Source organism: Pseudomonas sp. IT-P171 (genome assembly GCF_949767765.1).
Lineage (GTDB): Bacteria > Pseudomonadota > Gammaproteobacteria > Pseudomonadales > Pseudomonadaceae > Aquipseudomonas > Aquipseudomonas fluorescens_B.
In genome coordinates, this window is the sequence record NZ_CATKQN010000001.1 from 160,064 (window position 1) to 183,898 (window position 23,835).

Below are 23,835 nucleotides of genomic sequence, written 5' to 3' on the forward strand. Positions count from 1 at the left end.
AGCGGGAGCAAGCCCCCTCGCCACACACGTTATCCGTGTGGCAATTGTGGTCCAGCATCCTCCAGCCATCGACCCAATGCAATGCTGGCAAGACCGCCCGGTCACAGGCTGTCCCACAAACGGCACAAAGTGTCACGGGCACCGTACCGAAAGCGTCACAGGCGCAGCCCGTCCGTCCGACAAAAATCGCGCAAAGCCTTGATTTGCCTGACCTGCAGGGCAGTGGCCCGGCCTTTGCTCTACGCTTAAAGCAAGCGCACAGGCGCTCTTCCTTACAAATACAAAAAGCCAAGGAGAAAACATCATGCGTTACGCTCACCCCGGTACTGAAGGCGCTATCGTTTCGTTCAAGAGCAAATACGGTAACTACATCGGCGGCGAGTTCGTCGCGCCTGTCAAAGGTCAGTACTTCACCAATACCTCGCCAGTGAATGGCCAACCGATTGCCGAATTCCCGCGTTCCACGGCCGAAGACATCGACAAGGCCCTGGACGCTGCCCACGCCGCTGCCGACGCCTGGGGCGCCACGTCCGCCCAGGCTCGCTCGCTGGTGCTGCTGAAAATCGCCGACCGCATCGAACAGAACCTCGAACTGCTGGCAATAACCGAATCCTGGGACAACGGCAAAGCCGTGCGTGAAACGCTCAACGCCGACATTCCGCTGGCCGCGGACCATTTCCGTTATTTCGCCGGTTGCATCCGCGCGCAGGAAGGCAGCGCTGCCGAGATCGACGGCAACACTGTGGCTTATCACATCCATGAACCACTGGGCGTTGTCGGGCAGATCATCCCGTGGAACTTCCCGATCCTGATGGCCGCCTGGAAACTCGCCCCGGCCCTGGCCGCCGGTAACTGCGTGGTGCTCAAGCCTGCCGAGCAAACCCCGCTGGGCATCACCGTGCTGATGGAGCTGATCGGCGACCTGCTGCCGCCGGGCGTGCTGAACGTGGTGCAGGGCTTCGGCAAAGAGGCCGGTGAGGCCCTGGCCACCAGCAAGCGCATTGCCAAGATAGCCTTCACCGGCTCGACCCCGGTCGGCTCGCACATCATGAAATGCGCCGCCGAAAACATCATTCCGTCCACCGTGGAGCTGGGTGGCAAGTCGCCGAACATTTTCTTCGAAGACATCATGAAGGCCGAACCGTCGTTCATCGAGAAAGCTGCCGAAGGCCTCGTGCTGGCATTCTTCAACCAGGGCGAAGTCTGCACCTGCCCGTCCCGCGCACTGGTACAAGAGTCGATCTACGACGAATTCATGAAAGTAGTCATGAACAAAGTCCTGCAAATCAAACGTGGCGACCCACTGGACACCGACACCATGGTCGGCGCACAGGCGTCCGAGCAACAGTTCGACAAAATCCTTTCGTACCTGGAAATCGCCAAGGGCGAAGGCGCCGAACTGCTGACTGGCGGCAAGATCGAAAAACTCGAGGGCAGCCTGGCGACGGGTTATTACATCCAGCCGACCCTGCTCAAGGGCACCAACAAAATGCGTGTGTTCCAGGAAGAAATCTTTGGCCCTGTGGTGAGCATCACCACGTTCAAGGACGAAGCCGAAGCCCTGGCCATCGCCAACGACACCGAGTTCGGCCTGGGTGCCGGCCTCTGGACCCGCGACATCAACCGCGCCTATCGCATGGGCCGCGCCATCAAGGCCGGTCGCGTGTGGACCAACTGCTACCACTTGTACCCGGCGCATGCCGCGTTCGGCGGTTACAAAAAATCCGGCGTCGGTCGTGAAACCCACAAAATGATGCTCGACCACTATCAGCAGACCAAAAACCTGCTGGTGAGCTACGACATCAATCCGTTGGGGTTCTTCTAAAAACCGGGGGCCACACGGGTATTCCCGTGTCGCCCTTTCGATAGTCATCGCGGGCTTGCCCGCGATGGCGCCCTGAACGACAACATCAAATCATCGCCCTGCCGCTCTGGCACGGGCTTTGCGTGCCCGCTCTACAGGTAAATGCAGTTCCCGAAAGTCCAACAGATCAAACAATAAAAAAGACAGCGAGGACTTATGACTTCTTCCACACAGCTCAAACCCACACTCGGCACCCTGCATTTATGGGGCATTGCCGTCGGCCTGGTGATTTCCGGCGAATACTTCGGCTGGAGTTACGGCTGGGGCACCGCAGGCACCCTGGGTTTCCTCGTCACCGCGCTGATGGTGGCGACGATGTACACCTGCTTCATCTTCAGCTTCACCGAATTGACCACCGCCATTCCCCATGCGGGCGGGCCGTTTGCCTACAGCCGGCGGGCCTTTGGCGAGAAAGGCGGCCTCATCGCCGGCATCGCCACCCTGATCGAGTTCGTCTTTGCGCCACCCGCCATTGCGATGGCCATCGGCGCTTATCTGAACGTGCAATACCCGGAACTTGACCCCAAGATTGCAGCCGTTGGCGCCTATTTCGTCTTCATGACCTTGAATATCCTCGGCGTCAGCATCGCCGCGACCTTCGAACTGGTGGTCACCGTTCTGGCCGTCGCCGAGTTGCTGGTGTTCATGGGCGTGGTCGCGCCGGGCTTCAGCTTCAGTAACTTCGTGCTCAACGGCTGGTCGGGCTCGAACGAGTTCACCATTGCCTCCATCCCCGGCATCTTTGCGGCGATCCCGTTTGCGATCTGGTTTTTCCTCGCCATTGAAGGCGCGGCGATGGCAGCTGAAGAAGCCAAGGACCCGAAACGCACGATTCCCAAGGCCTACGTCAGCGGCATTCTGACCCTGGTGTTCCTCGCGATCGGCGTGATGGTGATGGCGGGCGGCGTGGGCGACTGGCGTCAACTGTCGAACATCAACGACCCATTGCCCCAGGCGATGAAAGCCGTGGTCGGCAACAATTCGACCTGGATGCACATGCTGGTCTGGATCGGCCTGTTCGGGCTGGTGGCGAGCTTCCACGGGATCATTCTCGGTTACTCGCGCCAGTTCTTCGCCCTGGCCCGTGCCGGTTACCTGCCTCGCTCGCTGGCCAAACTGTCGCGCTTCCAGACCCCGCACCGGGCCATTCTGGCCGGCGGCGTGATCGGCATCGCGGCGATCTACAGCGACGGCCTGGTCAACCTGCAAGGGATGACCCTGACGGCGGCAATGATCACCATGTCGGTATTCGGCGCCATCGTGATGTACATCATCAGTATGCTGAGCCTGTTCAAACTGCGTAAAACCGAGCCGAACCTGGAGCGCTCCTTCCGCGCGCCGGGCTATCCGATCGTCCCGGGGATTGCGCTGTTCCTGGCGGTGGTGTGCCTGGTGGCGATGGCGTGGTTCAACCCGCTGATTGGCTGCGTGTTCCTCGGGTTCATGGCGGCCGGTTACCTGTATTTCCAACTGACCGCCAAGCAGCGCTTCGATGCGCCGGCGGATGCGATGCTCGAAGGCGTCTGAGTTGCACCGGCGCCGGGCCATGAGCCCGGCGCCTGCTTTATTGAAGTGCACACAGTTCCCTTGTGGGAGCCAGCCTGCTGGCGATTGCGGCCTGACAGTCAGCATGGATTTCGACTGACACACTGCAATCGCCAGCAGGCTGGCTCCCACAAGGGTTTGGCGGTGTATTTGAGACATTTACAGAATCAGGAGGACACCGTGGCCACATTTGCCCATTCCGTCGGCGCCCAGACCTATCGCTTCGCCAGCCTGAAAGAGGTCATGGCCAAGGCCAGCCCGGCGCGTTCCGGGGACTTTCTGGCCGGCGTCGCCGCCCTCAACGATGGCGAGCGTGTGGCCGCGCAAATGGCCCTGGCCGATATCCCGCTGACTCATTTTCTGCAGGAAGTGCTGATTCCCTATGAGGCCGATGAAGTCACCCGACTGATCATCGACACCCACGACAAACAAGCCTTCGCCGCGGTCAGCCACCTGACGGTCGGCGGATTCCGCGACTGGCTGCTCAGTGACGCTGCCGAAGAACAGAGCCTGCGCGCCCTCGCCCCCGGACTGACGCCGGAAATGGCCGCGGCCGTGTCGAAAATCATGCGCGTGCAGGACCTGGTGCTGGTCGCGCAGAAAATCCGCGTGGTCACGCAATTCCGCGGCACCATGGGATTGCGCGGACGCTTATCCACACGCCTGCAACCCAATCACCCCACCGACGAACCGGCGGGCATCGCCGCGAGCATTCTCGACGGTCTGTTGTACGGCAACGGCGACGCGATGATCGGCATCAACCCGGCCACCGACAGCATCGCCTCGATTTGCGCAATGCTGGAAATGCTCGACGCGATCATCCAGCGTTATGAAATTCCTACTCAGGCCTGCGTGCTGACCCACGTCACCACGTCCATCGAAGCGATCAATCGCGGCGTTCCACTGGACCTGGTGTTCCAGTCGATCGCCGGCACCGAAGCGGCCAATGCCAGCTTCGGCATCAACCTGAACGTTTTGCAGGAGGGCTACGACGCCGGTTTGAGCCTGAATCGCGGCACCTTGGGGCAAAACCTGATGTATTTCGAGACCGGCCAGGGCAGCGCCCTGTCGGCCAACGCCCACCACGGCCTCGATCAACAGACCTGCGAAACCCGAGCCTACGCCGTGGCGCGACACTTCAAACCGTTTCTGGTGAACACGGTTGTAGGGTTCATCGGCCCGGAATACCTCTACAACGGCAAACAGATCATCCGTGCCGGTCTGGAAGACCACTTCTGCGGCAAATTGCTCGGCGTGCCGATGGGCTGCGACATCTGTTACACCAATCACGCCGAAGCCGATCAAGACGACATGGACACCCTGCTGACCCTGCTGGGCGTGGCCGGGATCAACTTCATCATGGGCATCCCCGGATCCGACGACATCATGCTCAATTACCAGACCACCTCGTTCCACGACGCGCTCTATGCCCGACAAACCCTGGGCTTGAAGCCGGCTCCGGAATTCGAACAGTGGCTGGCCAGAATGGGCATCTTCACCCAGGCAGACGGCAAGATTCATTTCGGCGACAGCCTGCCGCCCGCCTTCCGCCAGGCGTTGGGGCAACTGGGATGAGTGTCGAAATGGATAAACCGCCTGTTGATGCAGAAAATCCATTGCTGGCACTGCGGCGCCTGACCCCGGCGCGGATTGCCCTGGGCCGTACCGGCACCAGCATGCCCACCAGCGCACAGCTGGATTTTCAGTACGCCCACGCCCAGGCCCGGGACGCGGTGCACCTGCCCTTCGACCATGCCGGGCTCACCGCCCAGTTGGCCGAGTGCGGATACGAAAGTGTGCTCCTGCACAGCGCCGCCACAAACCGGGACACTTATTTGCAGCGCCCTGACCTGGGGCGGAAATTGAGCGATGAGTCGGCGCAAATCTTGCGCAATCATGCTTCAGCCCATCCCGGCGGCGTCGATCTGGTGATTGTCGTGGCCGATGGTTTGTCGGCACTGGCTGTGCACCGTCACACGGTGCCCTTCCTGGCGCGCATGCGAGAGCAGATCGAAGTCGATGGCTGGACGGTTTCTCCGGTGATTCTGGTAGAGCAAGGCCGGGTCGCTGTGTCCGATGAAATCGGTGAGCTGCTGGGCGCAAAAATGGTGGTGATCCTGATCGGCGAACGCCCTGGACTCAGCTCGCCAGACAGCCTGGGGTTATATTTCACCTACAGTCCAAAGGTCGGCCTGACTGATGCTTACCGCAACTGCATCTCCAATGTGCGACTGGAAGGCTTGAGTTATGGCATGGCGGCACACCGTTTGCTTTATTTGATGCGTGAAGCCTGTCGGCGGCAGCTGTCGGGGGTCAACCTGAAGGACGAAGCGCAGCTTCAGACGCTGGAGTCGGACGCAGGAGCGGACATCAAAGGTAATTTCCTACTGAATTCGCCGAAGGCCTGAACCGTTTCCGCATTGCGTTTCTCATTCGGTTTCAGGCAGGATCGAAACACGGCTGCCCGAGTGAGAACCGTTCGCCGTCAGAGCAAGACAGCCACTTGAAGACGAGACCTATCGATGCGGATTATTCAAGCGACCCTCGAACACCTGGACCTGCTGACCCCGTTGTTCGTCAAATATCGCGAGTTTTATGGTTCCCTGCCGTATCCGGACTCGTCCCGGGCGTTCCTCGAGAAACGCCTGCGCCGCAAGGAGTCGGTGATCTACCTGGCCCTGGCCGATGACGACGACAAGAAGCTGATGGGTTTCTGTCAGCTGTACCCGAGCTTTTCGTCGCTTTCGCTCAAACGCGTGTGGATCCTCAATGATATCTACGTCGCTGAAGACGCCCGCCGTCAGTTGGTCGCCGACAATCTGATGCGCACCGCGAAAAAAATGGCCAAGGAAACCAACGCCGTGCGCATGCGCGTTTCCACCAGCAGCGACAACCAGATCGCGCAGAAAACCTACGAATCCATCGGGTTCAAGGAAGACACCGAGTTCAAGAACTACGTGTTGCCGATCAGCGACGAGCTGTAACGCCTCCACGCTGTGGCGAGCTCTTTGTGGCAAAGGAGCTCGTCGGATCGCCGCACCGTCCCGCTCGGCTGCGCAGCCGTCGTAAAATCGGCCAATGTAATTCCCTTGGCTGACCGCGAACCCAGGTTCTGGGAGTGCTTCGCCCTCCAGCGGGAGCAAGCTCCCTCGCCACAGGTGGTGTGTGCAGCCTGTCGGACTGTGATTTTCGAGACATCCCCCGCTACAAACTCGACGCGCTTTTCACTTTCCAGCCCGTATAATGCCGACCTTTCCGGCTTGTAAGAAAAACTACACCCGTCTGTAGCCTTACGCGAAGTCATCCGCACAGGCCTGCCGAGTCGGGCCGTCACCACAGGTGCCCCCCATGGATTTCAACCCGCTCGACCTTATCCTGCATCTCGATGTTTACCTCGACTTGCTGGTGAACAACTACGGGCCATGGATCTACGCCATTCTGTTTCTGGTGATCTTCTGTGAAACCGGCCTGGTGGTGATGCCCTTCCTGCCGGGTGATTCCTTGCTGTTTATTGCGGGTGCCGTGGCGGCCGGTGGCGGCATGGACCCTGTGCTGCTGGGCGGTTTGCTGATGCTCGCGGCGATCCTCGGTGACAGCACCAACTACGTCATCGGACGAACGGCAGGCGAACGTCTGTTCAGCAATCCGAACTCGAAAATCTTCCGTCGCGATTACCTGCAACAAACCCACGATTTCTACGACAAGCACGGTGGCAAAACCGTGACCCTGGCGCGGTTCCTGCCGATCATCCGCACCTTCGCACCGTTCGTCGCCGGCGTGGCAAAAATGCCTTATCCGCGTTTCTTTGCCTTCAGCGTCCTCGGCACCATCCTTTGGGTGGGCGGCCTGGTGACCCTCGGTTACTTCTTCGGCAACGTTCCGTTCATCAAGCAAAACCTGTCGCTGCTGGTAGTGGCCATCATCCTGCTGTCGCTGGTGCCAATGATCATTGGCCTGGTCCGCAGCCGCTTCGGCAGCTCCGCCTCCAAAGCCGAACCCCGCTGAGCGATGTGGTCGCTCAGCGCCTGGCGTCGCCGGCGCATTCTCGCCAGACACCCGATTGCCGATGACATGTGGCAGCGGGTGCGCCATCACCTGAGTTTTCTCGACGGCATCAGCGCCGCTGAAGACCAATGGCTGCGCGAGGCCAGTGTGTTGTTCCTGGAAGACAAACACCTGACCGCCCTGCCCGGCGTCGAACTCCATCAGGAACAGCGCTTGCTGCTCGCCGCCCAGGCGCAATTGCCCTTGCTGAACCTGGGCGATCTGAACTGGTATCAGGGTTTTCACGAAATCGTCCTCTACCCCGACGACTTCCTCAGCCCCCAGCGCCATCGCGACGCCAGTGGCGTGGAGCACGAATGGGACGGCGAGCACAGCGGTGAGGCCTGGCAGCAAGGCCCGATCATCCTCGCCTGGCCCGGCGTGATGGCCAGTGGCGGCTGGGAGGGCTACAACCTGGTGATCCACGAACTCGCGCACAAACTCGACATGCTCAACGGCGACGCCAATGGCCTGCCGCCGCTGCATGCCGACATGCGCGTCAGCGACTGGGCCAGCGTCATGCAAGAGGCCTACGACGACCTCGACCGGCAACTGGAGTGCAACCCTGACGCCGAAACCGCCATCGACCCGTATGCGGCGGAAAACCCCGCCGAGTTCTTTGCGGTGACCAGCGAATACTTCTTCAGCGCTCCGGATTTGCTGCACGAGGCGTATCCTCGGGTGTATGAACAGCTGAAGCTGTTTTACCGACAGGACCCATTGGCCCGGTTGCGGCAACTTCTGGCCGAAGACCCGGTCTATCAGGCACGCGACTAAGGTCTACAAGACCCTTGGTGCATGGCATCGACGGCGGAATATGCCTATAATCGCCGCCACTTTTTGGTCAATCCGGCCAAGTGTTTTTGGTCAACTAACGGGGGCACCGCCCAATGAGCTACAGCAAGATTCCGGCTGGCAAAGACCTGCCGAACGACATCTACGTCGCGATCGAGATTCCGGCCAACCACGCGCCGATCAAATACGAAATCGACAAAGACAGCGATTGCCTGTTCGTTGACCGTTTCATGGCCACCCCGATGTTCTACCCGGCCAACTACGGTTACATCCCGAACACCCTGGCTGACGACGGTGATCCCCTCGACGTGCTGGTCGTGACCCCTTACCCGGTTGCTCCAGGCTCCGTCATCCGCGCCCGTCCGGTCGGCATCCTGAACATGACCGACGACGGCGGCGGCGATGCCAAAGTCATCGCAGTCCCGCACGACAAGCTGTCCCAGCTGTACGTCGACGTGAAGGAATACACCGACCTGCCACCCCTGCTGATTCAGCAGATCGAGCACTTCTTCGCGAACTACAAAGATCTCGAAAAAGGCAAATGGGTGAAAATCGAAGGCTGGGCCGGTGCAGACGCCGCCCGCGAAGCGATCACCAAGTCGGTTGCTGCCTATAAAGGCTGAGACGCCACTGGCCTTGCGCCACTGACGACTTGAAAAAACCCCGGTTGATCCGGGGTTTTTTGTGCGTGTTTGAATCAGCTTAAACAGCACGTTTAACTGGCGGGTGCAGCGGTTTTTCCTTGTTTAATTCTTACCAAAGACGTCTTACATCAAGACTTAAATTTCACGTTAAATTTGAACGTTTTGTTGAATCAAAGCCTTATGCCGCGCGGCTAGACTCGTGTTTATGAAAAAGAACAAAACCTGCGGCCCACGATTCAGAATGCTCCTGAAAGAGGTCCAAATCACGACCACGAGATTTGCCGAATTCCTGGGCATTTCCGACCCTCAAACTGTCCACAACTGGTATTCCCGCGGAGTGCCCGACTACCGCATGGAGGATGTTGCCAGAAGACTCTCCGTGAACAGCGAATGGCTGAAAACCGGGGAAGGGCCAAAAGACGCCAGGGAATTACGTCTGGTCGACGACTCCGGCAACGCCTTCGACGCCCAGTCGATCCGCGGCACCTATCGGGTCATCGAACCCGTCGACATCGAACTGCCCTTTTACAAAGAAACGGCCATCACACCCGGCGCTGACAAAACCCACGTCATCAAAGACCCCAGCGAATCGATCCGCCTGCCACGCAGCGATCTCGACTCCCTGGAAATCAATCACGCCGACGCCATCTGCGCCCGGATGGTCGGCAACAGCATGGCCGAAAGAATCGAAGACGGCTCCATCGTCGCCATTGATCGCGGGCTCACGCAAATTGTCGACGGAGAGATCTACGCCATCGAGCACGACGGCATGCTGCGCATCAAGTACCTGAGCCGGGTGCCGGGCAACGCGATTCGCATGCGCAGCCACAACAGCGCCGAATACCCGGACGAGGTCATCAGACCTCCGCAAATCGAAGAAGAAAACATCAGGGTGCTGGGATGGGTGTTCTGGTGGTCGACGCTAAACAAACGCAGGCCGCCGGTGCCATTCCTGTAACACTGCATTGTTTTCATACGGATATGCTCACTTCCACTGGCATCACACGATCCCTGTGGAAGCGGGCTTGCCCGCGAAGACGGCAGAACATTCGCCTCAAACCCCGGATCAGCCACTCCATCCAAGGCACCTGGCAGCCCTGCCCCGCACACCAAGCTGGGAATTCTCCAAAAAAATCAGTATGCTGCGCCCCACATTTGCGCATCGACCCGCACCGCGGCTCCGATCGCACCGACAAGGCAGATGATTTTCTCGCCGAGTCCCACAGCCGGACGCAAGATCCGGGTGTACGTTTTGAAGGCTGGCGCGGTTTACCAAAAATGAACCAAGCCAGTCCCCGAGAAGCCGGCCACAAGCCGGCTTTTTAATTGTCCGAAATAATCCTATCCCATCCAAGAATCTTCCTGATAGCTTAGCTATTCCGGGGGTTTCAGGCATTCCCCTGTCCGATGGTGTTCAACGCCATTTGACCTCATCCGACGATGAAGTGGGGGGACAGGTGGGGGGACAAAACGGACGACAGGGGAAATCCAATGGGTAAGCTGAATCCGAAACAAGTCGAAAACCTGACCGAACCCGGCACCTATGAAGATGGTGATGGGCTTCGCTTGGTCGTCAAACCTACCGGGCGTAAATCTTGGCTACTTCGCTTCCAACTGGCAGGTCGTCGTAGAGAAATGGGTCTGGGCTCATTCCCTGAGGTGAGTCTCAAGAAAGCCAGACAAGATGCCAGTGCTAAACGTAGCCAACTGAGCGACGGCATTGATCCCCTGGCAGCCAGGGATATAGAGCGCGCTGCTCAACGGGAAGCCCAGCGTGCAAGCGAAGCCAAGCAACTGAAGTTCGAGACACTCGCAACGGAATACCGTGATGCTCACGGCGCGGCATGGTCGGAGAAATGGCGTAAAGGCTGGCTGCGAAAGTTAGAGCTGTATGCGTTTGATCACATAGGCAAGCTGGCAGCCGAAGACATCGGAACTCCCGAAGTACTCAAGGTGTTGCAGCCTATCTGGGCCACCAAAACGCGCACCGCCGACGAGGTACGCGGACAGATCGAACAAGTCCTGGATGCCGCCAAGGCACGGAATCTACGACAGGGTGAGAACCCTGCTCGCTGGCGCGGGCACTTAGACAATCTGTTGAGCCGTGCTGAAAAGAAGAAGGCTCGGAAGCGCGAACACTTCGAAGCGCTACGCTGGCAAGACGTACCCAAGCTGATGGCTAAACTCGGCGCAAATACCACACCGGCGTCCTTGGCCGCTCAACTGTTAATCATGACCAGCGCACGCGCGCACATGGTGAGGTTTGCACGTTGGGATGAGTTTGATTTGGAAGCCGGTACTTGGTCGCTGCCAGATGAGCGGATGAAAATGCGTGTGGCTTTTGTAATCCCGCTTGCCAAAGAGGTCGTAAAGCTGGTGCAGAGTATTCCGAGAGATGAAGGAAGCCCCTTCCTATTCCCCGGTCAGGGTAAGACAGGGGTCATGCACGCAAACGCCATACGAACGCTCCTACATGGAATGGAATACGAACACATAACGCGACACGGCTTTCGCTCTTCATTTCGTGATTGGGCTGGTGAATGCACGCACTACCCACGCGAGGTGTGCGAAATGGCATTAGCACATGACGAGCGTGATCAAACTGAAGGGGCGTACTCTCGCTCCGACTTCCTCGACAAGCGCCGGGCCCTGATGATTGACTGGGCGAAGTTTATACGCCATGCACCTTTGGGATTAGAATAAATACGCGGATCTATAGATATAGGTAGCAAACTGTAAGTAACGGAAGCGTCAAGCCAGATATAAAACCCACAACCCAAAACCGCCTAAAACCTAGAGAAAAAAATGCCAAAAGACACCATCTCTGAAGAGCAATCCACAAATATGGAAAAGTTTACCGACCTCCTAAACGATATAAAAATCGATGGGAAAATCGATAATATTCTAAGGCAACTTGACCATCTAAATGAACGTTTCGGAGAAGGCAATACAAACACACAACTTCAAGACATCGCTAACGGCATAGACTGCGGAGAAATAAATAAAACATACATAAACGATCAATACTTCCATATAAATTTCAAAGACAAAGACCCAAAAACAAAGCTAACAAGAACTCTTCTGCTGGCCCATATTTATACCTACACAGCGATTCAACTTGAAAAAAACAATAGCCTCATGATGGCTTGGAATGCAATTTCGGAAGCATGTAAGTACATTGGAGCCTGCAATTCCATCTATGAAATTTTAGCAAACCCCAAAACTAACAGGGCTAGCAAAGGTGGCAAAGCAAACGCAAAAAAAATAAGCGACTTCAAAGAATCCGTCATTGAAGCTCTGCATGCCTTTAGACCGAAAAAGGGTTGGAGCAGCTCAAGCATGGCTACGGACCAAATAATTGACTACTTAATAAAATCATCCCCTCCGCGCAAGGACAATCAACTCGAGGATCCGAGCGATTTAATCGCAAAGGTACGAAACATGATTGAAAATGATAGAGACGTCAAAACGGCATTTAACTCCAAAACTAGCCAAGCCAAAACTCCAACCGTTTTAGGAAATCAGAATTCATCCAACAACATTTAAAAATTAGCACCGAGAAAAAATATTCAGCAGTTACAAACCCAACTTACAGCGAGCATGACATACAGCCCCCCTAACCCCTAGAAGCCTAAAACCTCAATTCGCTGCAATTTATCTGCGGTTAGATCCAAGTATAATTGCAGCGCCAACTTCAAATCCAAACTTACCACTTTGTATTCAGCTCAACAAACTGAACCCCCCTTCTAGTGAAAAAACTAATTTTCCCTTGGCTATACAGCTCTTCCAAAGCTTTGTTCAAGCGATTTTTCTCTCTCATTTTGTTGGGGCCATACTGACGTATGTAATTCTTAGCTACCCAGTCGTCCCCTTTATCCCAAAAATACAACAACCACTTGTTTAGCTCTACCGCATCTGACTCTTCCTGTGTCTTGGGCAAAAACAAATAATGAAATTCATCAGAACACCAAAGGCAAAAATCGACTGCAAACTTCAGCGTACTCCATGATATATCCCCCTCAAAGCCTTCAAAATAATGCAAGAGGGCAGCAACTCTAGCAATATTATCCGCCAGTTTTGAGGCGTGATCACCCATTTGATGAAATCGCCCCTCCGTTTTAATTTTAGATTCAATAGCATTGTAAGTTTCTAGCCACATTTCACTAGCTTCCGGCGAGAAACCAATAGTTATTCGCTTTTGATCAGGCGCTTCCAACAAAGCAGAGTTCAGTTCAAGAATCTCGGCCAGTCGTACAGAAAACCTATCGCGATACTCCCAAGAAACAGTTTCATTTTTAAGAAACCTAGTACCTTGCGTCGATTTTGGACAACAAACTAAAAATCTAGCCCAGAGACCTGAGCCACGAGACTTTTCTCCAGCGCTCTTGATATATTCGTTGAATGCACTTCTCTGCGACATTATCGACACAGTCAGTCGCGCCCCAACAACTTCGTAACTTGCAGCTGTTTTACGATCAACAGTTATGGTATCTCCACTCCAAATAGCATTATGCTTAGACAAGTCAGTTAGTGCCCTGCCATTAAGCACTCCACCCCCTTCACTCGACACCAATCCAGCCGATGGCAAGTTTTGATAGAGCCCTAGGAATAGAGCTTCAGAGGTAGAGTCTTCGTATAGCATCTTAAACTGCTTAGGTTTCATTGGTCGATCAAACCCGTGCTCGATCGAACGGCGCTCAGCTTCTTCCGAACATTCCCCATCACGAGTGAGCTTTGCAATTTGCTTAAGTATTACTTTATTTTTTGTATCCCATATTTTCAACTTCGATTCCCACTCCTTTAGGTTAATTTGATACGCAGTTCCTTTCATTTTTTGAAACTGACGAATCGGTTCAAAAAAAAGGTTTTCTGCTGTTGACTTTCGCTCCCCCGAATCCGCGATAGACAACAGCATTAGCGATAGCGGAACACATTGCCCAATTGGTTTACGGACATCACATAGCCCTTGAACACCGACGGCAATCGCGGCCAAAGCTCCGAAGAAAATTAGCGATCGCGGAGCTTGGATGTTGTTTTCAGCCTCATCCACAGCCGCCTTCAAGATGGGGAGGCATCCAAATGACGGGAAAGGGCCTCCAATTTTCGGTAACACTCGCTCCCGATAACGGTCAGTGCTCATTTCTGGCTCGCTCGTAAAACCGCAGCACCAGCTACTACCCTTGAGTCAATCCAAAGGCTGATATCCGACTCGATCCAACCAATAGCCCCCCTTGGGCCTACCGACAGCTTTATCGGGCGTGGAAACGCGGGGTTGTATCGTGGCGAACAGGGATTCATCCAGTCGTAGACCGTCGACCGCCCCACCCCGAGGCGCTCTTGCAGCTTCTTCAAACGCAAGACGCGAACGAATGCCTTAGCTTCCCCATCCTGATCCAAAAAAATACGAGTTTTTTCATCGTCAACTGCACGCATCGCACCACCCTCCTTCTACAAATTCGAGATGACGCAATGCTACCCAGATGATTTTTTTATTTAACCGCATCCGCTTACGTTACTTTTTTACCGCAAGCGCCCCCCTTGAAATAAAACCAAAAACATGGATCACAAAATCTTAGAAAATTTCATTTATTTACTTGGCACTCACCTCCTGCCCTGCTATTTCCGCTATTCGTAGCGGAAATAGCAGGGGGAGCTGATGCCTGCGATGCAGCTGTGACGCCATCTTCAGCGCTCATTTCGCGAAGACATTCGGTACCAATCAAATGCACCCAAAATAATCTCAGTCATACATCACGAACCTGAACCAATCCGCATTGACCATTGAGCCCCAGGCACGAATTTGAACTCTTTAAGCAGGTGGCCTAGGCCGCTTGGTTGGTGGGCTCGATTCCGCGCAAAGGCCTCATCCCGAAATTGTCTATAAAGGAAATTGCTCATGACCGACCAGTGTCCTAGCTGCCAATCTGCTTCCGTAATAACAAAAGATATCGCAAGGAAAATCGGTGCCATTATCGGTACTGTCGGGGGGGCCGCCCAAGGTGTCACAGGCGTCAGGGCTGGTGCCCAGGTGGGCGCAGTTATCGGCGTCGCGGCTGGCCCCGCTGGTGTCATTGCTGGCGGTATGGCCGGAGCCATCCTCGGCGGCTTAGCCGGCGCCGCGACCGGTTGTATCGCGGGTGCCAAACTCGGCGAAGTCATCGACGAGCGAGTTTTGGACAATTACGTTTGTCTCGACTGCGGACTGTCGTTTAGCTGCCGTCATTCCGCTTGAACTGCTCGTCTCCCGCTTGACGCCACTGCTGCTCTCCATCTGATCCATCCCCCCTCTCTATCAACACCCCAGCACGCCGATTGATTCCTCCTGAGCCTTCAGGGGCTTCGCCGTGCGCCTATGAAAAGGAAGCTCCCCATGGCACACCTCATCGAACGACTGGCTTACGTTGGCGCTACGCCTTGGCATGGCCTAGGCAATCAACTCTCGCCCAATCAACCGCTGGAAGTCTGGCAACAAGAAGCCGGCATGAACTGGCAGATCCAGGAATCACCGGTACGGTTCATGGCGGATGCTGTCGGCCATCTCGGCACCATCCATTCGTTCCCCGAACAGAAAGTTCTCTACCGTTCGGACAGCAAGGAAGCCCTGTCCGTCGTCTCGCAACGCTACCAGGTGGTCCAGCCCCGTGAGGTCCTAGAATTTTACCGTGATCTTACGGAGTGCTCTGGCTATGAACTGGAAACCGCCGGAGTCCTGAAGGGAGGTCGAAAACTCTGGGCACTGGCGAGGACCGGACAGTCGACTGCAATTAAAGGTAATGACGTGGTAAATGGTTACTTGCTCCTGGCAACGTCCTGTGACGGCACACTAGCCACCACGGCAACTCCCACCACCGTTCGCGTCGTCTGCAATAACACACTGACCATATCCCTAAGCGGAGCCACCCGTGCAATCAAGGTTCCACACAACACGCGCTTTGATTCGCAGGCAGTAAAAAAACAACTAGGCATTGCCGTCTCGCAGTGGGATGAATTCATGTATCGAATACGCGCCCTCGCGGAACGCAAGGTTCAGTGGACAGAGGCAATGAGCTTCTTCATGGAGGTGCTGTGCAACACCAGCGCGCATGAGCCCATTCCCAATGTACTGCCCAACAAACGAGCTATGGAGAAGGTACAGAGCCTGTATGAAGGTAAAGGCCGAGGCTCTGAAATAGAGTCCGCTCGCGGAACAGCATGGGGCTTGCTGAACGCTGTGACTGAATACGTGGATCATGAAAAGCGCGCCAGGAGCTCTGAGTATCGAATGGACTCGGCATGGTTTGGACAAGGCGCAGTGATTAAACAGAAAGCACTCGATGCAGCTTTACAACTCGTTGCGTGAGCCAAAGCAATACCGAGCGCTATCACCTTAAAGGGCGCTCGGAATCATTCAACCCCGAGACCCAACTCCCAGTAACTGCGCACTCACCCGTCAGGGTTTTAAGGCGTTCGTGATAGGAATACCAGTATGAAATATCCCAAGCTCAAATTCGGTGAATCGCCCCACACCTATGTCATGGAGTCACCAGTCACCGAAGCCGACATTCTGCAGATGGCTCAACAACTCGCGATGTATCGTCTGTCTAAAGGGCGGGCTCTGACTGAACGCAGACTCGTATTTAGTCATCTACAAACGCTGCTGCAATTCCATGAATACGAAGTCTTTGCTTTGTTGCTTCTCGATACCGAGCACCGGGTTATTGGATTCAAGGAGCTGTTCAAGGGCGCATTGGAAGTTGCCTGCGTGTCCCCTCGAGAGGTGGTCAAGATAGCTTTGGAGCACAACGCTGCGGCGGTCATTCTGGTGCATAACCATCCTTCCAGTGCCCCAGAGTTAAGCCAGGCCAATCACGCAATGACTACAACCCTCAAACATGCCCTCAACATGATTGGCACCCAGATATTGGATCATGTCCTAGTGGGCTATGAAGGCTGCGTATCGCTCGCAGAAAGGGGATATCTGTAGGGGCGCGCGGCCTTTACATTCGCTGGCCAAGCAGAACCAACAAGTGGCAACCGCCACATCTCGGGCATGAACCAATATCGCCTCAACTCAAGGAGAATTCCATGGCGTTAATACGCTTCTTGCTCGCACTTCTTATCTTCATCGGTGTACTGGCAAGCACCTCCGCAATAGTGCTGGCGGTGATCCTAATGCTACGGTTTCCACTGATCTTGATTTCAGTAGGCCTTGCCTGTCTGCTCTTTCACTTGGTGTTCAAGCGCCTTCACAGAACCGGGTAGGCGGCATAAAGCAGACAGAAGCTGTTGAAGAGCTCTGTCTGCCGTGATTTATTCTGTCTTTCGCCGCTTGGCACTATTGTCTCTTAAATATCACTCTGACTCAGCAGCTTGGAATTACAGACTACAGCGCCGGCGATATCCTGGATGCCCTTGGACGACAGCTGCTTCATCCGCTCAAACTTGAGTTGGCGACCCATCACCTCATATTCAAAGCAGCATGCTAAAGTCTGCTGCTGTGGTCCTGATCTCTTTCTGGAGCCAGCACCTCATTATGCGTCCCAGCGCCAAATCGAAAAAGTCTACCTCTACCCCATGCCTGTAGTTTTTCGAAAATCCATTGGCAACCTTGCGGCCCTTAAGCGTCAGACCCAGCCACCTTTACTCAGAGGTTGATCTCATCGAAAGTAACTCGAGAATCCAGCTGTTCGGCCAAGTTGGCAACTCCTCCCGCATATCGTTCAGCCACGTTGAAGATTCTATACCGTTAAGTTTAGCGATCTCCAGTGCCAGATCTAATCACTTTACTTTCACCTGGCCGCTCATGAGCATTGGGAGTAGCCAATCACGCAGGGCTTCGAGCTGCATATTTTCTTTCAGCACAATATCCCTCTGTTTAAAAAGTGACTTACAGTGAGAATCGTAATCTTCTAGTAATTTTTGGGGAGGGAGGGTTGTTTTAAACCACTTAACTCCATTCAAGTCCAAATGAAGAACGAGCGTTCCTGATGCATAGCTTTTTATATATTTATGATAGCTTTTCGAGTTAAACAACTGCTCTAAATATGCCGCACAGAAAACGGATGAAGAAACAGAGGCGACATCACAAGAGATCAAAGGGCTTTCTTCGAAAACATCAGGAATTACGAACGCCTTCCCTGTGATATCCGCATTTCTTGTCACATCGGTAATTGCAACAACTAGATCGCCTGCCCTAAGCCGAGCATCAGCTTTAGACTTTCCGTTAAAGTACTTTGTCCCTTCAGGTTTGAACTGCCCGCTCAGAGAAAAGGAATTCAAGTTAATGAATGGCGTTCCTTTCTCTTGGATATCAGAGCTCTTATAAGAGATCCCACGCTTAAAGGAAATAAAATCTCCAAGCTCGCAGTCTCCCCACCCCTCTGGAACATCACGTTTCAAAGTTTGATTGTAGAGCATTTTACCGCCGGAAATTTTGTAGGGCTTTCCGTTAACGTCGGGGAAGTCAAACTGCACAAACCAATAGTCATACAGAGTTTTCGCCATCGCTTCCAACTCGGCGGTAATTGCTACATTAAGCTCTATTTTTTTATCGATGTTTTTTAAAACGGACGCAACAACTTTCTGTTCCGCTAATGGTGGTATACGGAGTTCAAAGCTTGGGAGTTCATTTAATGCTATTCTGTCAACTGTAGCACCGCGTATCGTATTCCCTACGATAGTTTGCTGAAATGCCGGGGATAGATAAGCATATAAAAGATATTCAGGTAACACTTTCCCCCGCTTTGGTCGCAATAGACCCATGCGCCGGCCTAGGCAAGCTTTGATGCCTGAAGGCATTAGCGCAGCTTCACCTAATCGTGTTTCATAAGAAAATAATAAATCCCCTTCTTCAGGGGTTACACGCTTAGTCCAAATCTTAAAATCTTCATCGCTCACGAAAGCAGACTTAGACAAAACCAATCGCCCTTTGTCTAGGCTTGATATGCTAAGGAAATACGGTCCCGATTCAATTTTTTTAGGAGTTGCATGAGGACCATCAAACACCTCAGCAATTTCACCAATAGTGGTCATGTAATTATACATTTAAGGCCACCTTGGAAAGCTGATCTTTAATATCGTCCTCCAATGTTCTTGATTGATTGAATAGGTGATCAAGGCTATCGGCAAACCCTTTCATCTTGGCTGCAAAACGCTCCGGAGTAATATCCACATATTCAATTTTCACATCGAAATACTGACCGGCACTTAGACTGTAATTTTTAGCTGCTATATCCTGGTAGCTGACCGCTACCGAGAAACCGTCCTCTGCCTGTTTGGCGTTGAACACGCTAATTATGCGTTGCTCCTCTTCCTGTGCAAGCAGAGTTTTCTGATTTTTACCGTCTTTGACTTTTTGGCCAAGGTTGGAGGCATCGACCAGAATCACATCGCCTTCGTTACTGTCATCTATAAACAGGATGGACACGTTGGTGCCGGTGGTGGCAAAAATATTGGAGGGCATGGAAACCACTCCTGCCAGCATCTTGTGCTTGACCAAATGTTCGCGAATACCCTTATCAATACCGGATTGCGCAGTGATAAAACCCGTCGGCACTACCACTGCAGCTTTACCGCCGGGCTTCAACGATTTGATGATGTGCTGCAAGAACAACTGATAGATCTCCATCTTGTCCTTGGCTTTGGCTTTAATTTTTGGTATGCCGGCAAAAAAGCGCTCTTTATTTTCCTTAGTATCTAGCGAGTTCCTGATATCGCTGAAATCCAATTTAAATGGCGGGTTTGACACTATATAGTCAAACTTTTTTAAGCTTTTGCCATCTTTATGATGAGGATGAAGCAAAGTGTCGCCTTCAATTACATTGGGAATTGAGTGGACAAGGTTGTTTAGAATCAAGTTAAGCCGCAGCAAGTTTGAGGATTTTTTCGATATGTCTTGGGTATAAATTGAACAGCGTGTCTCACCTATTGCGTGAGCGACATTCATCAGCAAAGTGCCAGAACCCGCAGACGGGTCGTAACAACTGACATTTTTAATACTGCCTTGTTGATCTTTCGGTACAAGTATCTCCGCCATAATGCGCGCTACCGCATGGGGCGTGTAATACTCAGCATATTTACCACCTGAATTACTATTATAGTCCTTAATCAAATATTCAAAAATCGTAGCGTAAAAATCGAATTTCTTATTGAAAATTCTTTCAAAGCTGAATGTTGCCAACTTATTAATAATCGCACGACAAAAAACATCACGCTTTGAAACAGTCACATTTTCACTAATCCGGCTAAAAAGCTGTACTTTTTCCCCTGTATCAGTCATTACTGCAAATACATCATTGTTGAGTATAGCGATGTCTATTAGAGTATCATCAAACAACTTAGCAAAATCTGGTTCGTTTTGCTTGTTATACAGATAAGAAATTAAATGCTGCGGTTTTAGAATCGCAGCATCGCTTGAACCCAAGCGGCGCTGTAGCTTTTTATAGTCTTGATCTGAAAGCTTATTTAGTTCTTTTTCCCAATCCTGCGTGACTGAAAAAATCGGATAGATCTTCTTGGCTTCATAAGCAAATTTATCACTTAAAAATTTGTACAAAAAAGCCTGGGTAATAATATCGAATTCACTTGCGCTATTGCCCAGGCCGTTTGCTGCGCAAATCGCTTTTAAATCATCAATAAGTGCTTTGGTGTCTTGTTGGAACTCGACTTCTACCACGTTGCTGCTCCAGTATTAAATTCTTTTGTATATTCTTTCGTTACCAGCTGCTGCAGATAGTCACCCGCAGCGACTGTTAGTTCAAAGTTATGCTCATCTTCAAACACGCTAAATATTTTTGATCCTACCTTGCGTGTAAAATAACTCTCATTACGAATGATTTGCTCGTTATCTAAAATTAGACTGTCAGTCTGACTTTTCACATCTTTCAAAGCTTCAAACAACTCTCGCTCAGATTGACTTACTGCTTTTGCCTCTAAAACTCGCTTGTGAACACGAGCGTATTTTCTGTCGCCCGCATATTTCTGTCTTAATTGTTCATTTTCGCGATTTAGTTCTTTGACACGTCCGTGAATCTTATTGAGCGCATCAATATTGGCTACCATTTCATCCTGAGTGACTTCGCTAAGATTTTTTTTCTTAAACAGACGCTCAAGCTCTTCCTTCAAGCTTACGAATTTGGGATCTTGCTGGTCAAAGTTGCTGATCAAGGCTTCGCGGGTTTGGCGCAGCGTATTTTTTAATTTGTCGGCTAGTACCAGTTCTTCCTCGCCAAGTTTGACGAACTTGAAGATGACATCTTCTAAAGCCATATTCAGTAAATTGGCGGTATCTGTGCCTTTCTCAATGCTCTCTTTCAGGTTGAGCATGTCCAGATGGTTGCTGGTTTCCCGGTAGAGGATGCTCAATTTCACGAAATCCAGCTCATTGAGGAAGCTGTATTCCTCCTGCAAGCGGATCAGGTTGTATAGACTTTTCGCATCCGCCAGTGCTTTTTTCAGGGCCAGCACGGTTTCTCTGTCCTGAATCTGGTTGATCTGGTTGGTGAATACTTCGGCGTTCTCAATATCAAACCGAAAAAGCACGTCTTTGATATATTCAATTTCCTGTTTGATCTCCTCTTGAGATTTAAACAGGTTAGAGTAGTGTTCCATTTCGTCACCCAGCTCTGACTGCAGTTCGTCAAAGTAGGCTCTGTTAGTAACGTCAAACTCTTTACGAATATCGGCGAAGTCCACTACGTAGCCATAACGGAAGTCTCTGTAAGTACGATTAACCCGTGTTAGAGCTTGCAGCAAGTTATGCTTACGAATCACCCGCCCCAAGTAGAGCTTCTTCAGACGCTTGGCATCAAAGCCGGTAAGCAGCATGTTGTAGACGAACAGAAAATCTATCTTTCCTGCTTTGAAATCCTCAACCCATTCTTTGCGCTCATCTTTAGTGCCTATGTCATGCAGGATGAGAGCGGCACTTTTTACCTTATTTTCTAACTTTACTTTATCTCCATAGCTGTCAGTCTTAGCATAGACACGCTTGAAGACGTCATACATCTGCTTGGCCTGGTCTGAGCTGTCGCAGATCACCATCCCTCCAATGGTTGCGTCGTTAAGAGCTCCACGACTTTTTTCAAAGTCTGTGATTATGTAGTCGAGCATGGGCTCGACGAAGCTGGAATGGGCGTAAATAAGCTTGCGATCCACATCGCCTATTTTAACCTCCGCTTCCTCTAGCGCCTGCTGCAATACCATCTTGTAGTTAGTAGCGATTTCTTCTCGAATAAGACGCAGTGTGTAGCCATCGGCGATAGAGGCGTTGTAATAGTATTTGTGGATGTACGGCCCGAACAGCGCTCGGGAGTTGTAGTCCTCACCTAATAGCGGCGTGCCTGTCAGGCCAATCTTGATGGCACAGGTGTCAGACTGGGTCAAGTTGACTAGAAAGCTACCTTTCGGATTATAGCTTCGATGCACTTCATCCAGAAAGTAAACGCGTTGAATAGCAATGTCGTAGTCCTTAGTGGAAACTACGTCCGGGTCATCTTTAAATTTCTGAATATTGACGACGGTAATTTCAGGTTTGCCAGAGTGATTATGGATTACCTGGGTTGCTTTGATGTCGCGCGTAAAGGCTTCTCGGGAGTTAATGGTGTGTACGGTCAGACCACGAGCTGTAAATTCCCGTTGAGCCTGCTGCAGCAAATCCAGGCGATCAACAATGAAGTAAAACTTCGGGATAACCTGCTGCTTCTGAAAATAATCTGTCAGAAAACGCACGTTGTAGAAGGCGAGCGCGGTTTTCCCACTACCCTGGGTATGCCAAATAATGCCTTTTTTGAAACCCGCGTTTAGCTTGCTTTCAATTGCTTTGGTCGCGAAGAGCTGGGGATAGCGCATGATGTGCTTTTGCAAGCCATCAGATTCTGACACGTAAGCAAGTCCATAGCGCAGAATAAAAGCCAATCGCTCCTGGCTTACTAATGAGGTGCAGATACGGTTGGTTGGTCGATTGGGATCTTTATTGATGATGAACTCTGGATTGCTGCGAATGACTTCAAGGTTGTTGTCTTTCAACACATTGAGCTCATCATCATCCGTTAATGGATTAAGAAGTGCCGTAAGATTTAATACTTCTTCTTCACGAAAGTAGTTAAACGTTGGCTTGCAGTAGGAACTGCTAGCATAAAAGGCGCCTTGAATAGGTTCAGGGTCACCGTCGCTGTACTCCATGTTATTGGAGAAAATCATGAACTGGGTGATATTGGTGAAACGTTTGAATTTTGGGTTCTGAAAGCGTTTATTGGTACGGGTACGCTCTGCGAGTATGCCCTCGCGGTTATTGGGTTTCTTTACCTCAATGAAGACCAGTGGCATTCCGTTAACCAACAATGTGATGTCGGGCCGAAATTCCTCATCGCCATTCTGACAGGTAAGCTCAGTGACTACATGAAAGCTGTTATTGCTGAAATTCTCGAAGTCAATCAGCTTGGTATTGGAGCGATCACTAATTCTCTCAAAGAAGGTACGACCCAAATCTTCGTTGTCTAGCAGCAGCTTGACGTCTTCAAGCAACCGCCCTATGTCATAGGGCTCAATACCAGGATTTATCCTAGCAATGGCCGCATTAAAAAGCTCCGGGAATATGTTGGTATCCAGATCCCAAGACTGGTTCTTAAGCGAAAGATAGCGGTAGCCCAATCTCATTAAGTGGAGAATAGTTGGAAGTTTTACTCGGGTATCTTCGTTGAACTTCATAACGCTCCCTGTTTATTTTGGGTGTGCTCAAGCAATTCGCCTATCTCACACTCAAACAGCATGCAAAGCTTTTCGATTGCGTCCAAATCCACTTTCTGCGCTGTTTCTTTGTACAGCAGAGTAACAGTGACTCTGCTCAGCCCTGTTTCTCTGGCGACGTCTGCTATACGCATCTTATGTTCACCCATCAGACGGGCGAGATGGCAGCGGATCATGGCTTCAGCCTCTTTATTTAGCAGTCAAATTAACAATGGGAGG

General features: G+C 52.3%; 20 protein-coding genes. 14 read left to right on the forward strand and 6 right to left on the reverse strand.

Annotation, left to right across the window (positions count from 1 at the left end):
- The first annotated feature begins 304 nt into the window (after window positions 1–304).
- From ACM6I5_RS00770 to ACM6I5_RS00820, 11 genes are all read left to right on the forward strand, one after another.
- Window positions 305–1,825 carry an aldehyde dehydrogenase family protein gene (locus ACM6I5_RS00770; protein WP_017341015.1) on the forward strand — a complete coding sequence of 507 codons (1,521 nt, stop codon included), beginning with the start codon at window positions 305–307 and terminating at the stop codon, window positions 1,823–1,825.
- A 195-nt stretch (window positions 1,826–2,020) separates the two neighbouring features.
- Window positions 2,021–3,391, forward strand: a complete 1,371-nt coding sequence (gene eat / locus ACM6I5_RS00775) for an ethanolamine permease (RefSeq protein ID WP_253405119.1) — start codon at window positions 2,021–2,023, stop codon at window positions 3,389–3,391.
- Between the two features lie 198 nt (window positions 3,392–3,589).
- On the forward strand, window positions 3,590–4,984 hold the full coding sequence (locus ACM6I5_RS00780; protein WP_414883000.1) for an ethanolamine ammonia-lyase subunit EutB: 1,395 nt from the start codon (window positions 3,590–3,592) through the stop codon (window positions 4,982–4,984).
- A gap of 8 nt (window positions 4,985–4,992) precedes the next feature.
- Window positions 4,993–5,817, forward strand: coding sequence for an ethanolamine ammonia-lyase subunit EutC (eutC, locus tag ACM6I5_RS00785; RefSeq protein WP_414883001.1), 825 nt, complete (start codon window positions 4,993–4,995; stop codon window positions 5,815–5,817).
- A 114-nt stretch (window positions 5,818–5,931) separates the two neighbouring features.
- The gene (locus ACM6I5_RS00790) at window positions 5,932–6,393 is read left to right on the forward strand and encodes a GNAT family N-acetyltransferase (protein ID WP_017341019.1); all 462 of its coding nucleotides are present in this window, start codon (window positions 5,932–5,934) and stop codon (window positions 6,391–6,393) included.
- A gap of 364 nt (window positions 6,394–6,757) precedes the next feature.
- On the forward strand, window positions 6,758–7,414 hold the full coding sequence (locus ACM6I5_RS00795) for a DedA family protein (protein ID WP_017341020.1): 657 nt from the start codon (window positions 6,758–6,760) through the stop codon (window positions 7,412–7,414).
- Window positions 7,415–7,417: 3 nt separating this feature from the next.
- Window positions 7,418–8,230, forward strand: a complete 813-nt coding sequence (locus tag ACM6I5_RS00800) for a zinc-dependent peptidase (protein WP_414883002.1) — start codon at window positions 7,418–7,420, stop codon at window positions 8,228–8,230.
- Between the two features lie 113 nt (window positions 8,231–8,343).
- Window positions 8,344–8,871, forward strand: coding sequence for an inorganic diphosphatase (gene ppa, locus ACM6I5_RS00805; protein WP_003205933.1), 528 nt, complete (start codon window positions 8,344–8,346; stop codon window positions 8,869–8,871).
- 226 nt (window positions 8,872–9,097) lie between these two features.
- Entirely contained in the window at window positions 9,098–9,850 is a 753-nt protein-coding gene (locus tag ACM6I5_RS00810) for a S24 family peptidase (RefSeq protein ID WP_414883003.1), read from the forward strand.
- 533 nt (window positions 9,851–10,383) lie between these two features.
- Entirely contained in the window at window positions 10,384–11,595 is a 1,212-nt protein-coding gene (locus ACM6I5_RS00815) for a tyrosine-type recombinase/integrase (protein WP_414883004.1), read from the forward strand.
- 102 nt (window positions 11,596–11,697) lie between these two features.
- Window positions 11,698–12,438 (forward strand): hypothetical protein, encoded by a 741-nt coding sequence (locus ACM6I5_RS00820; RefSeq protein WP_414883005.1) that lies wholly within the window; start codon window positions 11,698–11,700, stop codon window positions 12,436–12,438.
- A 160-nt stretch (window positions 12,439–12,598) separates the two neighbouring features.
- On the opposite strand, the gene ACM6I5_RS00825 is transcribed toward ACM6I5_RS00820, so the two are convergent.
- The gene (locus ACM6I5_RS00825) at window positions 12,599–14,032 is read right to left on the reverse strand and encodes a YfjI family protein (RefSeq protein WP_414883006.1); all 1,434 of its coding nucleotides are present in this window, start codon (window positions 14,030–14,032) and stop codon (window positions 12,599–12,601) included.
- Window positions 14,029–14,325 (reverse strand): helix-turn-helix transcriptional regulator, encoded by a 297-nt coding sequence (locus tag ACM6I5_RS00830; protein ID WP_414883007.1) that lies wholly within the window; start codon window positions 14,323–14,325, stop codon window positions 14,029–14,031. The genes ACM6I5_RS00825 and ACM6I5_RS00830 overlap by 4 nt, the downstream gene beginning before the upstream one ends.
- Before the next feature lie 463 nt (window positions 14,326–14,788).
- On the opposite strand from ACM6I5_RS00830, the gene ACM6I5_RS00835 reads away from it, so the two are divergent.
- The 3 genes from ACM6I5_RS00835 (at window position 14,789) to ACM6I5_RS00845 (ending at window position 16,855) form a co-directional block, all read left to right on the forward strand.
- Window positions 14,789–15,124, forward strand: a complete 336-nt coding sequence (locus ACM6I5_RS00835) for a hypothetical protein (RefSeq protein ID WP_414883008.1) — start codon at window positions 14,789–14,791, stop codon at window positions 15,122–15,124.
- 138 nt (window positions 15,125–15,262) lie between these two features.
- On the forward strand, window positions 15,263–16,231 hold the full coding sequence (locus ACM6I5_RS00840) for a DUF932 domain-containing protein (RefSeq protein WP_414883009.1): 969 nt from the start codon (window positions 15,263–15,265) through the stop codon (window positions 16,229–16,231).
- Between the two features lie 126 nt (window positions 16,232–16,357).
- A complete protein-coding gene (locus tag ACM6I5_RS00845) occupies window positions 16,358–16,855 on the forward strand; it encodes a JAB domain-containing protein (RefSeq protein WP_414883010.1) in 498 nt (165 codons plus the stop codon).
- Window positions 16,856–17,649: 794 nt separating this feature from the next.
- Here the strand turns inward: ACM6I5_RS00845 and ACM6I5_RS00850 are convergent.
- From ACM6I5_RS00850 to ACM6I5_RS00865, 4 genes are read right to left on the reverse strand one after another with little or no spacing between them, the layout of a single operon-like run.
- The gene (locus tag ACM6I5_RS00850) at window positions 17,650–18,915 is read right to left on the reverse strand and encodes a restriction endonuclease subunit S (protein WP_414883011.1); all 1,266 of its coding nucleotides are present in this window, start codon (window positions 18,913–18,915) and stop codon (window positions 17,650–17,652) included.
- Window positions 18,908–20,545 (reverse strand): HsdM family class I SAM-dependent methyltransferase, encoded by a 1,638-nt coding sequence (locus ACM6I5_RS00855; protein ID WP_414883012.1) that lies wholly within the window; start codon window positions 20,543–20,545, stop codon window positions 18,908–18,910. Before ACM6I5_RS00855 ends, ACM6I5_RS00850 begins: the two co-directional genes overlap by 8 nt.
- Entirely contained in the window at window positions 20,539–23,577 is a 3,039-nt protein-coding gene (locus tag ACM6I5_RS00860; protein ID WP_414883013.1) for a type I restriction endonuclease subunit R, read from the reverse strand. Before ACM6I5_RS00860 ends, ACM6I5_RS00855 begins: the two co-directional genes overlap by 7 nt.
- Entirely contained in the window at window positions 23,574–23,792 is a 219-nt protein-coding gene (locus tag ACM6I5_RS00865) for a helix-turn-helix domain-containing protein (protein WP_414883014.1), read from the reverse strand. Before ACM6I5_RS00865 ends, ACM6I5_RS00860 begins: the two co-directional genes overlap by 4 nt.
- Between the last annotated feature and the right edge of the window lie 43 nt (window positions 23,793–23,835).